The organism is Saccharopolyspora sp. ASAGF58 (genome assembly GCF_012277335.1).
GTDB classification, from domain to species: Bacteria; Actinomycetota; Actinomycetes; order Mycobacteriales; family Pseudonocardiaceae; genus Saccharopolyspora; species Saccharopolyspora hattusasensis.
In genome coordinates, this window is the sequence record NZ_CP040605.1 from 7,442,701 (window position 1) to 7,458,360 (window position 15,660).

The following is a 15,660-nucleotide window of genomic DNA, read 5'->3' on the forward strand; positions in this document are numbered from 1 at the left end:
CGCACCACCGCCGGCGTCCGCGACGGACCTGGACGTGTCAGTCTCCGGGCGCGCGGGATCCGCAGGCACATCAACGGCCGATGCCTCGCTCCTCAGATGCTGCAGCCGCTCCAGGAACTGCTGCGCATCCCCTATCCGATCCTCCTGACCTGCATTCGTCAGCAGCCGATGCGCGATCGCATCCCACAAATCGTGATCATCAACCGGTATTTTTTCCACGAAGTGCTGGTAGACCTCACCGACCACATCATGATTTTGATCGGGCAGAACGAGCAGCTGCATTAACGTGTCGCCTGCTTCCTTGAAAACCTTCTGCAATTCCCGGTTCGCGTTCTCTCGGCGCAGCAACCGAACAGCATCGGCAACTTCCGTTGCCCGGCTGCGGATCGCGACGTCATCGAACCCCCTTGTAGCCAACCACTCCGCGATCTTGGGTTCATATTCGTCCCGCCGGTCAGTGCTTGTCTCCGCCTCCTCCAAAACCTGCCGCAGAGACCCCACCGCATCTTGCAAATCGCGGATCCGAAAAACGGTGCGGCCCCAGGTCTTAGCTCTGTAGAATCGCTTCCCCAAACTGTCGTGGGTGTAGTTCTCGCGACGCAGGTCCTCAAGTGCCGCATTTCGCAGCACCTCGTTGACAGCATCGTCTTGCAACCCACTCAGCGCCTTGCCAATCGTCAGGCGGCGGTTATACATCAGCTTGCCTCTAGATCTTATGTCTTCAGGCAACGGCCCCATCCCGGCGGAAAGCAAGTTGTCGGCCGTATCCGGGTCCGCACCGCCGGTCAAGTCACCAGCCAGGTAACGGGCCAGTTCCCACCGCAACTGCCGCAACTGCGGATCATCCTGCGGGCTCGTCATCAACTGCTGCACCTGCTGATCATCCCGCAGGTTATTCCGCCTCATCAGCAACTCGTGTGCCATCACATCCCGGAAGGGCTCCGACTCCTTAAGAGGCCCCAAGACCTGGTCCGCCTGATCATACAAAAGGTCCACAGCATCTTGAGGTTCGGCGCGGGTCAACTGCCGCAACTCCTGACCAACATCCTCGAATTTATGCTGTATCGAGCTAATCCGGGAAATAACGTCCAGCGCTGGATCATCGACCCCGCGCACCATCGGGGCAGCAGCCTCCGCCGGATTCGCAGCACGATCTTCCTGCCAACGCGCCTCTTCCGCTTTCGCGTTCTTGAACGCGTCGCTAGTCAAACCACTGACCGCCATGCCAAGGTCAGGGTCGCCGTCCAGGTAATCGGCCATTATCCCCCGCACCGCCTGAGCACCACGACGGTCACCCGGATGCTCACCCAACCACTGCGCCAGCACAGTCCGGAACCGCAACGACACACTTAGCGGCCCCAAGACCATGTCCGCATCAGCCAACAACCTGTCCACAGCATCACGACCCACGATCCCGGCCCACTTATCCAACCGCGTCGCGTCCCGCTCGTACCACTCATCCCAGTTCCGCACCGTCGTCAACTTATGTAGTTTCCACTCGAACTCCAGGGTGTCCACTTCATTCTCCGGTTTTTTCAGGATGTGATACGCCATCACATCCCGGAGACCGTTATGGCCCTCAAAAGCTTCCGTTTGCGGCTTCACTTCATCGATCAGTTGGTCTACTGGTAGCCCCTGCTGGCGCATGCTGTCCAGCCCAGCGTTCGCTTCAGCGATCAACTTACTCAGCTCGGCCGCCGCAGAAGACTCCCCGGACCGCCCCGGGCCCGACCGCGCAGCCTGCGACTTACCATGCTTCTCCCTCCGCTTACGACCGCGTTTCGCGACCAAGGCACGCGATCGCTTATCCTTCTCCTTAAGATCGTTGTACTCCTTCTGCATCGGCGCGATACGCTGCTGCTGCAGCTCCTTCAGCTGCTGCATTGACGCGATACTCTGCTGCAGCTCCTCCAGCCGCTTCTCCCGCTGCGTCCGCAAATCCGCATCCGCCGCATCCGCCCACCCCGGCGGCTCCTCCAACGAAGCCTGTTCAGCCTTAAGCAGCTCCAGCGACTCCTCCAACGAAGCCTGTTCAGCCTTAAGCAGCTCCAGCGACTCCTCCAACTCCGCAATCTTCGCACGCTGCGCCGCCGTCCTGTCGGCCCGACGCTGGTTGGAACGTAAATTCCGCATTCTCTTCCTTTCCTGCGCCGTCTCGATCCGCTCGTCCGGCCGCTTGGTCACCCGGGCCGGGTGTCCCTCCACATTGGGCGGTACTGCAGCCGACGAAGATCCCGGCGCACCGCCGTCCGCGGTGTGACCCTCCGGACCGGCTCCGGCGTGGACGACCGGTTCGCTGCGCCGCGTACGCAGCCAGTCCGCCAGTGCCTGGGAAAACTCCAGCACCTGGTGATCCTGGTGGTCCTTGGCGAGCTCGCGGCGCTTGGCGGCGACCAGCGCCACCACATCCTCCAGCGGCACGACAGCATCCCCACGAGCCAACCCCGCGACGTCATGCGCGAGCCACACAATCTGCCCCGCCGTCTCCTTTTCGTCGCTGGACAGGACCAGCTTCTTCGCCTCGACGATCGCGTGGACCAGTTCCTCCTGCGTCCACTGCCCCACCGGTATCCGACTGATATCCCGTACCGCGCCCGCCCCATCCGCGGGGAACACCGTTAACTGCGGCTCGCGCCCAGCCGCACCACGGCCGGCGTCCGCGACGGACCTGGACGTGTCACCAGCCGTTATCGCTGCCGAAATTTCGGCCAGCTTTCCCCGAAACGCGTCGACCGGCTCCTCGACTTTACCTGATGGCAAATCATGAGACACCGTGCTCAAGTAATCGGCCATCACGTTCACGAATTTCAGATCGGAATTCAGGGGCCACCCCAACTTCCTAGACGCGTCCTCCAAGAAACGGAGCTCGGCTTCATCACCCAGCTTCTTCAACCGCGCTGCGGCCGCACCGCTCAATTCCCCCAGTTCCTTCAACGTCACAGCGCGAGGGTCAACAATCGCGGCAACGGAAGCCGGCGCACCAGCAGACGAGCCTTCCCCACCAGACGATCCCGCAACGCGCCCCTCGGCAGCCGAAATCTCGGCCAACACCCGCGCCCGTTCGACAGCGGCATTGTCCGGCAAACCACTCAGCGCCTTGCCCACCGCCACGCGCCGGTAATACATCTGTTGCTCTGTAGACCCATTCTCGTCCCGTCCAGGGGCTGGGGCCACCGTGGCGGAAAGCAGGGCGTGGGCAGCACTCGGGTCCGCGCCGCCGGTTGTGTCACCAGCCAGGTAACGGACCAGTTTCCACCGCAACTGCTGCAACTGCGGATCGCCCTGCGGGTTCGTCATCAACTGCTGCAACTGCTGCTCATCCCGCAGGTTCTTCAGTTTCTTCAGCAACTCGTGTGCCATCGCATCCCGGAAGGACGGCGACTTCTTGAGAGACCCCAAGACCTTCTCCGCCGGAGCATACAACCGGTCCACGGCATTTTGACCCTGTTCGTCGGCCAACTGCCGCAACGCCTGACCGGCCTCCTCGAATGTCTGCTGTATCGAGCTAATCTGAGAAATAATGCGCAGCGCTGGATCATCATCGACCCCGCGCACCATCGGGGCAGCAGCCTCCGCCGGGTTCGCAGCACGATCTGCCTGCCAACGCGCCTCTCCCGCTCTCACCCCCTCGATCGCGTCGTGAGGCACACCACTCACCACCACGCCAAGGTCACCAAGGTCACCGAGGTCAGCGAGGTCATCGGCCAGGTAATCGGCCATTTCCCACCGCACCGCCTCAGCACCGCGCGCGTCGCCCGGATGCTCACCCAACCAGTGCGCCAGCACAACCCGGAACCGCGCCGATACCCTCAACGGCCCCAAAATCCCGTTCGCATCAGCCAACAACCGGACCACAGCATCACGACCCACGATCCCGGCCCACTTATCCAACTGCTCCTCGGCCCGCTTGTATCGCTCGTCCCAGTCCCGCACCGCCAACTCACGTAGTTCTTGATGCAACTGCGGGTCCTTCACCACCCGCTCACGTAGTTCTTCATGCAACTCCACGATGCTCTTGCCATTCTCCGGAGGACTCAGCATGTAGTGCGCCATCACATGCCGCAGTCCTGCATGGACCCCAAGAGCTCCCATGCTCGGCTTCACCGCATCGATCAGACCGTCTACGGGAACTTCTCGCCCCTCATCGCGCATCCTCTGCAACCCAGCCTCCGCGTCAGCGATCAACTCGCTCAGCCTGACCGCCGCAAAAGGCTCCCCTGAGCCGTCCGTCTGATCCACCACTTGCGTCTCCGGCGGATCCTCCACTTGCGGCTCCCACGGATCCTCGTCTCCCCTCAAGCCATGAAGCCGCGCCAGCAGCTGGTCCCTCTCGAGCTGTGCTCTCTCGCCGAAGACGCTCCCGGCGTCATCGGTCGCCGCATTTCCCGACACATCCTCGGTGGACTCCGGCTGCATGTCCCTAACCGGCCCCTGCTCCGGCCCCGCGCCCTCAATCACGCCCGATGCCTCGCCCCTCAGACGCCGCAGTCGCTCCAGGAACTGCTGCGCATCCGCTATCCGACCCTCCTGACCTGCATTCGTCAGCAGCCGATGCGCGACCGCATCCCGCAATTCCTGATCATCAACCGGTATTCCCCCGAAGTGCCGGTCGACCTCATCGACCACAACATTACGATTTTGACCGGGCAGCCCGCGCAGCTGCGCTAACGTGCCGCCTGCTTCCTTGAAAACCTTCTGCAATTCCCGGTTCGCGTTCTCTCGGCGCAGCAACCGAACAGCATCGGCAACTTCCCTTGCCCGGCTGCGGAACGCGACGTCATCGAACCCCCTTATAGCCAACCACTCCGCGATCTTGGGTTCATATTCGTCCCGCCGGTCAGTGCTTGTCTCCGCCTCCGCCAAAACCTTCCGCAGAGACCCCACCGCATCTTGCAAATCGCGGATCCCAAAAACGCCGTTGCCCCATTGCCGAGATCTGTAGAACCGCGCCCCCAAAGTGTCGGGGGTGTAGTTCTCGCGACGCAGGTCCTCAAGCGCCGCATCTTTCAGCACCCGGTTGACAGCCTCATCGTCCAACCCACTCAGCGCCTTGCCAATCGTCGCGCGCCGGTGACGAATCTGATTTTTTTTAGATTGTACGGTTCTAGCCAACGGACCCATCCAGGCGGAAAGCAAGTTGTCGGCCGTATCCGGGTCCGCACCGCCGGTCAAGTCACCAGCCAGGTAACGGGCCAGTTCCCACCGCAACTGCCGCAACTGCGGATCATCCTGCGGGCTCGTCATCAACTGCTGCAGCTGCTGATCATCCCGCAGGTTATTCCGCCTCATCAGCAACTCGTGTGCCATCACATACCGGAAGGCCTCCGACTCCTTAAGAGGCCCCAAGACCTGGTCCGCCTGATCATACAAAAGGTCCACAGCATCTTGATCTTCGGCGTCGGCCCACTGCCGCAACTCCTGACCGGCCTTCTCGAATTTATGCTGTATCGAGCTAATCCGGGAAATACCGTCCAGCGCTGGATCATCAGCGACCCCGCGCACCATCGGGGCATCAGCCTCCGCCGGGTTCGCAGCACGATCTGCCTGCCAACGCGCCTCTTCCGCTTTCGCCGTCTCGAACGCGTCGAGAGTCAAACCACTGACCGCCACGCCAAGGTCAGGGTCGCCGTCCAGGTAATCGGCCATTATCCCCCGCACCGCCTGAGCACCACGACGGTCACCCGGATGCGCACCCAACCACTGCGCCAGCACAGTCCGGAACCGCTCCGACCCCCTTAGCGGCCCCAAGACCCCGTCCGCATTAGCCAACAACCTGTCCACAGCATCACGACCCACGATCCCGGCCCACTTATCCAACCGCGTCGCGTCCCGCTCGTACCACTCATCCCAGTTCCGCACCGTCGTCAACTTATGTAGTTTCCACTCGAACTCCAGGGTGTCCACTTCATTCTCCGGTTTTTTCAGGATGTGATACGCCATCACATCCCGGAGACCGTTATGGCCCTCAAAAGCTTCCGTTTGCGGCTTCACTTCATCGATCAGTTGGTCTACTGGTAGCCCCTGCTGGCGCATGCTGTCCAGCCCAGCGTTCGCTTCAGCGATCAACTTACTCAGCTTGGCCGCCGCAGAAGACTCCCCGGACCGCCCCGGGCCCGACCGCGCAGCCTGCGACTTACCATGCTTCTTCTCCCTCCACTTACGACTGCGTTTCGCGACCAAGGCACGCACTCGCTTATTCTCCTCCGTATGCTCGTTGTACTCCTTCTGCATCGGCGCGATACGCTGCTGCAGCAGCTCCTTCAGCCACTGCTTTGACGCGATACTCTGCTGCAGCTCCTCCAGCCGCTTCTCCCGCTGCGTCCGCAAATCCGCATCCGCCGCATCCGCCCACCCCGGCGGCTCCTCCAACGAAGCCTGTTCAGCCTTAAGCAGCTCCAGCGACTCCTCCAACGAAGCCTGTTCAGCCTTAAGCGCCTCCAGCGACTCCTCCAACTCCGCAATCTTCGCACGCTGCGCCGCCGTCCTGTCGGCCCGACGCTGGTTCCGCATTCTCTTCCTTTCCTGCGCCGCTTCGATCCGCTTGTCCGCCTGCTTGGTCACCTGGGCCGGGGGGTGTCCCTCCACATTGGGCGGTACAGCAGCCGACGAAGATCCCGGCGCACTGCCGTCCGCTGTGTGACCCTCCGGACCGGCTCCGGCGTGGATGACCGGTTCGCTGCGCCGCGTACGCAGCCAGTCCGCCAGCGCCTGGGAAAACTCCACCACCTGGTGATCCTGGTGGTCATCGCCGAGGTCGCGGCGCTTGGCCGCGACCAGCGCCACCACATCCTCCAGCGGCGCGAGAGCATCCCCGCGAGCCAGCCCCGCGACGTCATGCGCGAGCCACACAATCTGCCCCGCCGTCGCCTTTTCGTCGCTGGACAGGACCAGCTTCTTCGCCTCGGCGATCGCGTGGACCAGTTCCTCCTGCGTCCACTGCCCCACCGGTATCCGACTGATATCCCGTACCGCGCCCGCCCCATCCGCGGGGAACACCGTTAACTGCGGCTCGCGCCCAGCCGCACCACCGCCGGCGTCCGCGACGGACCTGGACGTGTCAGTCTCCGGGCGCGCGGGATCCGCAGGCACATCAACGGCCGATGCCTCGAGCCTCAGATGCTGCAGCCGCTCCAGGAACTGCTGCGCATCCCCTATCCGATCCTCCTGACCTGCATTCGTCAGCAGCCGATGCGCGATCGCATCCCACAAATCGTGATCATCAACCGGTATTTTTTCCAGGAAGTGCTGGTAGACCTCACCGACCACATCATGATTTTGATCGGGCAGAACGAGCAGCTGCATTAACGTGTCGCCTGCTTCCTTGAAAACCTTCTGCAATTCCCGGTTCGCGTTCTCTCGGCGCAGCAACCGAACAGCATCGGCAACTTCTGTTGCCCGGCTGCGGATCGCGGCGAAATCCAACCCACTTGTAGTCAACCACTCCGCGATCTTGGGTTCATATTCGTCCCGCAGGTCAGTGTTTGTCTCCGCCTCCGCCAAAACCTGCCGCAGAGACCCCACCGCATCTTGCAAATCGCGGATCGCAAAAACGCTGTCGCCCCAGGCCTTAACTCTGTAGAATCGCTTCGCTAAAGTGGCGAAGGAGTATTCCCCGCGACGCAGGTCCACAAGTGCCGCATCTCGCAACACTCGGTTGACAGCCTTATCCTCTTGCAACCCGCTCAGCGCCTTGCCAATCGTCAGGCGCCGCAAATGCATCCGGTTTGCTTTAGATCGTTTTTCTTCAGGCAACGGCCCCATCCCGGCGGAAAGCAAGTTGTCGGCCGTATCCGGGTCCGCACCGCCGGTCAAGTCACCAGCCAGGTAACGGGCCAGTTCCCACCGCAACTGCCGCAACTGCGGATCATCCTGCGGGCTCGTCATCAACTGCTGCAGCTGCTGATCATCCCGCAGGTTATTCCGCCTCATCAGCAACTCGTGTGCCATCACATACCGGAAGGCCTCCGACTCCTTAAGAGGCCCCAAGACCTGGTCCGCCTGATCATACAAAAGGTCCACAGCATCTTGATCTTCGGCGTCGCGGGTCCACTGCCGCAACTCCTGACCGACATCCTCGAATTTATGCTGTATCGAGCTAATCCGGAAAATAACGTCCAGCGCTGGATCATCAGCGACCCCGCGCACCATCGGGGCATCAGCCTCCGCCGGGTTCGCAGCACGATCTGCCTGCCAACGCGCCTCTTCCGCTTTCGCCGTCTCGAACGCGTCGAGAGTCAAACCACTGACCGCCACGCCAAGGTCAGGGTCGCCGTCCAGGTAATCGGCCATTATCCCCCGCACCGCCTGAGCACCACGACGGTCACCCGGATGCTCACCCAACCACTGCGCCAGCACAGTCCGGAACCGCAACGACACACTTAGCGGCCCCAAGACCATGTCCGCATCAGCCAACAACCTGTCCACAGCATCACGACCCACGATCCCGGCCCACTTATCCAACCGCGTCGCGTCCCGCTCGTACCACTCATCCCAGTTCCGCACCGTCGTCAACTTATGTAGTTTCCACTCGAACTCCAGGGTGTCCACTTCATTCTCCGGTTTTTTCAGGATGTGATACGCCATCACATCCCGGAGACCGTTATGGCCCTCAAAAGCTTCCGTTTGCGGCTTCACTTCATCGATCAGTTGGTCTACTGGTAGCCCCTGCTGGCGCATGCTGTCCAGCCCAGCGTTCGCTTCAGCGATCAACTTACTCAGCTCGGCCGCCGCAGAAGACTCCCCGGACCGCCCCGGGCCCGACCGCGCAGCCCGCGACTTACCATGCTTCTCCCTCCACTTACGACCGGCTTTCGCGACCAAGGCACGCGATCGCTTATCCTTCTCCTTAAGATCGTTGTACTCCTTCTGCATCGGCGCGATACGCTGCTGCAGCAGCTCCTTCAGCCACTGCTTTGACGCGATACTCTGCTGCAGCTCCTCCAGCCGCTTCTCCCGCTGCGTCCGCAAATCCGCATCCGCCGCATCCGCCCACCCCGGCGGCTCCTCCAACGAAGCCTGTTCAGCCTTAAGCAGCTCCAGCGACTCCTCCAACGAAGCCTGTTCAGCCTTAAGCGCCTCCAGCGACTCCTCCAACTCCGCAATCTTCGCACGCTGCGCCGCCGTCCTGTCGGCCCGACGCTGGTTGGAACGTAAATTCCGCATTCTCTTCCTATCCCGCGCCGCTTCGATCCGCTCGTCCGCCTGCTTGGTCACCTGGGCCAGGGGGTGTCCCTCCACATTGGGCGGTACAGCAGCCAACGAAGAGCCCGGCGCACCGCCGTCCGCTGTGTGACCCTCCGGACCGGCTCCGGCGTGGACGACCGGTTCGCTGCGCCGCGTACGCAGCCAGTCCGCCAGCGCCCGGGAAAACTCCAGCACCTGGTGATCCTGGTGATCCTGGTGATCCTGGTGGTCCTTGGCGAGCTCGCGGCGCTTGGCCGCGACCAGCGCCACCACATCCTCCAGCGGCGCGAGAGCATCCCCGCGAGCCAGCCCCGCGACGTCATGCGCGAGCCACACAATCTGCCCCGCCGTCTCCTTTTCCTTGCTAGACAGGCCCAGCTCCTTCGCCTCGGCGATCGCGCGGACCAGATCCTCCTGAGTCCACTGCCCCACCGGTATCCGACTGGTATCCCGTACCGTGCCCGTCCCGGCATCGGGTGTGGTCGCGGCGGGCTGTCCCTCCCCAGCCACCGACCTCGCCTGGGCAGACCCCGTCCCGGTAGCCGGTGCCTTACCCCGGGCCACCGTCTTGTCACCGGAGGCCGGGACCGTTACCGAGGCGTCCGCCAGACCGGCCACGCCCCCACTCCGCCCGCCGGTCAGCACCGCAGCACCAGGCCCGGCCAGCGGCTTGGGACGAGAACGATCCGCGGGGAACACCATGAACTGCGGCTCGCGCCCGGCCTGTCCCGGCATCATCGCGACAACGTTGCGGCCCGTCTCCTTCGCCAGTGCCAACCCCTGGTCCCGCGTCACCACCACACCCGCGTTCCGATCGCTGTCGGACACCAGCAGCACAGGCCCGCCCGGGGAATCCGCGACACCGTCCGGCATGAAATCCGCCAACCTGGCACCAGCAACCACCTCCGCGGACACCGGCACCCGCACCGTGTCCGCCGGCAAGCCCGCCAGCAGCACCGCCGGATCCCGATGCAGAGACGGCGCCGCCAGCGATCCCTCCCCCGGCAGCGTCGCCGAGTCCGGCGACACCACCGTCTCATCCTGGCGATGCGCATCTCCACGCCCCGCAACCGAGTCCGCACCGGGGTCCCCATCGCGGCCGGTCACCCCACCCGACGACCCCGGATGCCCCCCGGCCACACCACTGCCGGAGCCCACGACAGACCCGGACCCGACAGTCTCCGACACCGGATGCCCCGCAGGCACACGACCGTCGCGGCCCACGACAGACCCAGACCCGACAGTCTCCGGGCGCGCGGCATCCGCAGGCACACGACCGCCGGACTCCACGACAGACCCACGCCTGCCAGTCTCCGGGCGCGCGGCATCCGCAGGCACATCGGAAGCATGTGGGGTCACTGTCGGGGGGTCCGGTGTCTTCGAGGCAGACACCTCCAGCGGCCGCCTCCCAGGCACGGCCTGATCGCCACCGGCAACCGGACTGTACGGCGGTGGCGGTGTGCCCGGCCGGTCCGGACCAACACCCGGTACCCCACCGGAATATGCGGGTGGTGGTGTGCCCGGCCGGTGCTGCCCGGCACCGGGCACCACCGGGACATCACGAGCCGGGGTCCCGCCTGGCACACCGCCATCGACACCCCGCTTACCGTCCGTGCCGTCCGTGCCGTCCGTGCCGTCCGTGCCGTCCTTACCGTCCTTACCGTCTGTGCCGCCCACAACAACGGCAGACACCACAGCGGAAGCGGGCACCACCAGGCCATCATCAGAAGGCACCGACACCGCAGCCGAATCCACCGACCCGGTATCCGAGAACACAGAGTCCACATCAGACACACTCGAGGAATCCGAGCCGGCCCCGGAATCCGAGCCGGCCCAGCGATCCGATCGCGAGGCATCCGATCGCGAGCCATCCGAGGAATCGGAGGCATCGGATGGGATGAACACGCTGTCTTTGTCTGGGGAGCCAGGGATGTTCCCTGGCTGCGACCCGGACCCTGCCCCCGGCAGGGGGGTCTTCTCCCCGCCGGACCCGCCACCATCGTCGCTGCCGTCCCCGCCCCCGACGGTGCCCTCGAGGTACGGGCTAGGGCCTTCCGGGTGCAGCTTGCCCCGCAACGCCAAACCCGCCAGATTGCCCACACCGCTGAACACCGTCTCGAAGAAACCCGCCGTCAAACTAAACGGGTTCCAGGTCACCTCCTGGCCCGTGGCCGCCAAATATCCCGCCTCCCCGAACAACTCCGACAACGAGCCCGCCAACGCCTCCCCGAGCCCGCTGCCGAACCGCGCCAACCACATCGCCTTCAACGACATCCCCGCATAATTATCCAGATGCTCCGCCACGACATCCGCGAACTTCGCCATCGCCGATACCGGATACAACTCCGCGTGCTCGGCCACCGCTTTCTTCACCGCCGCCTCCAGGATCGCCGCGTCCACGTCATCGCCCAGGCCCTTCACCAGCACCTTCGTCAACGCGTTGCTGATCAGACCGCCCACCGCCGACAACGGCAGCGCCACCAACGCCGAGAACGCCCCCATCCCCGCCGCCTGCTCGGTCAGCGTCCTATCCCACTTCTCAGCCGATTCCTCACCCAGCATCTGCAGCTGGGCCGCCACGTCCGGCAGCACGTTGAAGACCACACCACCAGCCGCCATCATCGCCAACCGCATGAACAACTGCCTCCACCAGCTCGTCAACAAAAACCGCATCACCGCCATCCGCGCCGCGAGCCACGCCAGCGTCGCGCCAGCGGTCGCCCCCGCAAAATACATCGCCCACGCCATCTCTACCGCCAGCAATTGCAAACCATAAATCGTCACCAACTTCAGATACCGCACCTGCTGCGACGTCTTCCGCACGAACGCCGCTAAATCCAGTAACCCCGCCTGGCCCGAGGACAACAATCCATCAAAAATCCCCAACCCGTCCGCGAACCGGTCCGCCGCTTTCCCCGAAAACTCCGTCCGCACCTTTCCCACCAACTCCGCCACCAACGCCCGCACCTCGCCCAGCCCCGCCGCACCCGACTCCAACACGTCCGCCACCGCGAACAACGCACCCTCATCCGCATCCGTCATATCCTCACCGGTCAACACCTGAAAAAGCCGCCTCACCCCCTCCGGCACCATGATCGACGAAAACATCACACCCACCCCACCCCAACGCCGCCCCAACCCAAGGCAGCAACGATGTATGCGGGAACCAGCCCTTCGGCCCCGCTGGGAACCAGCCCCGTGACCTGCCGGCGCGGTGACGCATCAAAGCCCGGTAGCCGGGCGGCCTCAGCCGCCCGGCACCCGAACCACAACACGTCTCTCACAACGAACACACGGCTCCTTCAAGCAGCAAGGTTCACCCCGCCACTCGTATTCATGAAGATGTCACTCTCAACGGATACGCTTGCGAGCGAAAAAGGGGGACCTGCAACACGTATCCGTACTCACGAGTCAAAGCGCATGACACGGAACTCGAACGGTGCGGTTTCGATGAGCGGCTGAGCACGCCCGTCCATCGGGTCAAACAGCTGAACACCCTCGGTCTCGTTCACGGCCACCAACAGGTGCCCGACGCTCTCCCGGCCCCGGGTATCCCTCCTGCGCAGCCACACCAGTGCCTGGGTTCGCGCGGGAAAAGAAGCGATCTCCTCCAGAACCCCGAACCAATGCTCGTGAACGCTGCTACCGGCCACGGGTCCGAGCTCGGCCACCATAGGACCGAACCACGCAGCCTGCGCGGGCTCAGGCGGCGGCATCAACCCCGGCTTCCCGGCGTTCCAGTCATCCAGCCACGTCCACGGATCACGGTTGGGCAAACCGAACGGCTGTTCACCGGCCGCTTTTGGGACCACCACAGCCGCATCCAGCATCTGGTCACGCCAGTCGCCACTACGCTGGAAACTCCGGGTGGTACAGGCGAACAACCAGCCACGCTCGGTCTCATCGGCCGGATCAGGACCGACTAGCTCCACCTCGCCGTCATAGCGGTACGCCAGCCACGCCTGCGCCTTCTCGACAGCCCCGGCGAATTCGTCCGCCGCGGCCTCCGACGGCAGCAGCCCGCCGACCGACTCATCTTGCCGACGGCGGAAACGCGCCACCACGAGCTCAGCCACTTCGGCGTCATTCTGCTCGGCGACAGTCCCACGTAGACCGTCGAGAAAGACCACAGCGTCATCCGCGTAGTCCGCATACAGCAGGTGACCGGCCAGTTCACGCCCACCGAGCTGACGACGCAACCACACCACGGCCCGAGTCCCCACGCCCCCGTCCACAATGGCCCTGCTCGCATCCGCCCACGTCGAGCAGGTCAACACCTCGGCATCGGGGAAATACGTCGCCAGCATCCGATCCCACCAGCCCGGCGTCTCGCCGGCCGGATCCCACGGCAGCGCCGAGGCAGGCCAGCAATTCACCGCGGCATCGGTCGCGATCACACAGTTCCGTGCGTTGACCCGCCAGCGCCACGCCCTCGGCTCGGACCGTGACACATTGAGAGCCTCATCCAGCGGACCGGCATTAGACGCGGGAAACGGATCCGCCCCGTCCCGCGGCACGCAGATCGTCGCCGCCAACATCGGCTCATCAGACTCCACATAGCGGCAACCGAAGAACGCCACCCGCTCCGTCGAGAGGATCGCCTCCTCATCCCTCAGCGCCACACGCTGCCCATAGGTGTCGTGCAACCAGGAGCGTGCCCGCTCCGCGAGCTCGTTCATGCCGCTGCGCCCCCTCACTCGCCAAACCATTTCCAGCGCAGTATGAGCCCCACCACACCCAGTCCCCAAACCCCTTACCCGAACGTCAGGCACCACCTGCCCGCCCGGACTACTGTCTCCCTGGTGGCGTAAACGAGAGATTCCTCTCCGTGACAGCCTCCGACGCCCGACCGGTGACCAGCTCTCGCACAACGCGAAGTACCTGGTGTATGACCAGCACACATGGCGTGTTCCTCGACCTGGACGTCGGCACGGGCGACCACCACGCCGCGGGTCTGGACCCGACCGGAGAAAGCCCACACCGGGCGAGCTCGCGTGCCGTGGCCCGTACACCATCACCGGCTACTACCGGGCGCCCGAACACAACGCGTCGACATTCACCTCGGACGGTTCTACCGCACTGGCGACCTGGTCACCTTGCACGTGCTGGATGGGCGCGCGTACTACGGGATCGACGGCCGGATCAAAGACGCCATCAACCGCGGTGCCGAGAAGATCCATTCCGATGAGGTCGAGGAATTGCTCGTACGTCACCCCGACGTGCGCAACGCCGCGATCGTCGCCATGCCCGAGCGAGTCGAGGTCGTCGAGACCTTGCCGCTGACGAACGTCGGCAAGGTCTCCAAAAAGGATCTGCGGGCGGACATCAAAAGAAGACCGGGCAAATTTTTGGTGCTGATGTTCCTGGGTGCCGATGGCCACCTTCGCAAACCCGTGAGTGTTTTTGGGTGCCATAGCACCCAATAGCGCTCACGATAGCGCGGATTGCCCTGGTGAGACTGGGGCGAGAGAACCAAGGTGCTGTCCCACCCGAGTCAGCACCTGCTCATCGACAGCCGACACCCGGAGACGATCGCGGACACGCGCCCCTGGATGGCGAGGCCGCGGTGACCGGCACAGCGATCAGCCGAAGCTTTCCTCGTGCCACCGCCTCACCCCTCACCTCACCTCTCACGCGCTGCCGGACAAGAGCACCCTCGCGGCACTGGCGCTGCGAGGACACCCGCGCATACAACACCACGCCCTCAACAGGCGGTACCGATCCACGCCTGCGGCGGACATCCTCCAACTCCGTCACCGAGAACACCCGGCGACCGCGATCCACTGTCCACAAGAGCCGGCAAGCGGGCCCGGCGCTCAGTACAGCTTGCGCAGCACGAGCTGCATTGAGAACTCGACGTGCTCCAGCGCGACTTCAGCCGCCTCGGCCGGCCTGGCACCGACCACGGCATCGATGAGCGCGCCGTGCTGGCGCGAAGAGCGGTGCAGATCCTCCGCGGTGTAGACGGAGGCGACGCGCGCGTTGAAGTGGAACAGCCGCTGTTCGCGAAGGTCCTCCAGCAGCCGGCTGTTGCCGGACGCGGCGGTGATCAGATCATGAAAGATGTCGTTCGTCTTGGCCCGTTCCGCGAGCACGGAGGCGTCCTCGGTGGTCATCAGCTCCCGCTGTGCCTCGATCTCCGCGCGCTGCGCATCGCTCGCGTTCAGCGCGGCAAGCCGGGCGGCGTGCGACTCGAGCGCCGCCCGTACGCCGTAGATCTCCACGACCTCCTCGGCGGAGTAGGCGCGCACGACCCACCGGCGGCGCCGCGATTCGGCGAGGCCGTCGGCCGCGAGCCGCTGGATGCTCTCCCGCACGGGGGTCCGGGACACGCCAAGCCGCTCGGCGATCTCGTCCTCCACGAGCGGGGAGCCGGCCAGGATCACGCCGTCGATGATGTCGGCCCGAAGCCTGCGGTAAACCTCTTCGGAAAGCCGGGCGCGGCCTCCGGGGACAGGAGCGCTGGTCGGCATGAGA

General features: G+C 64.2%; 4 protein-coding genes (1 of these 4 only partly in view). 1 reads left to right on the forward strand and 3 read right to left on the reverse strand.

Translation table 11 applies throughout. The features are described 5' to 3' along the window. Both FDZ84_RS35020 and FDZ84_RS35025 read right to left on the reverse strand, forming a co-directional pair. Positions 1-12,291, reverse strand: partial view of a hypothetical protein gene (locus FDZ84_RS35020; protein ID WP_168589319.1) — the beginning only. The gene continues 21,066 nt to the left of window position 1, outside the view; 12,291 of the gene's 33,357 nt are visible here — the first part of the coding sequence; it begins with the start codon at positions 12,289-12,291; its stop codon lies beyond the left edge, outside the window. Between the two features lie 296 nt (positions 12,292-12,587). Then, entirely contained in the window at positions 12,588-13,862 is a 1,275-nt protein-coding gene (locus tag FDZ84_RS35025; protein ID WP_168589320.1) for a YrhB domain-containing protein, read from the reverse strand. A 417-nt stretch (positions 13,863-14,279) separates the two neighbouring features. On the opposite strand from FDZ84_RS35025, the gene FDZ84_RS35030 reads away from it, so the two are divergent. Further along, the gene (locus tag FDZ84_RS35030) at positions 14,280-14,609 is read left to right on the forward strand and encodes a hypothetical protein (RefSeq protein ID WP_168589321.1); all 330 of its coding nucleotides are present in this window, start codon (positions 14,280-14,282) and stop codon (positions 14,607-14,609) included. A gap of 390 nt (positions 14,610-14,999) precedes the next feature. Here the strand turns inward: FDZ84_RS35030 and FDZ84_RS35035 are convergent, their stop codons facing one another. After that, positions 15,000-15,656 carry a GntR family transcriptional regulator gene (locus FDZ84_RS35035; RefSeq protein WP_168589322.1) on the reverse strand — a complete coding sequence of 219 codons (657 nt, stop codon included), beginning with the start codon at positions 15,654-15,656 and terminating at the stop codon, positions 15,000-15,002. Positions 15,657-15,660 lie beyond the last annotated feature (4 nt).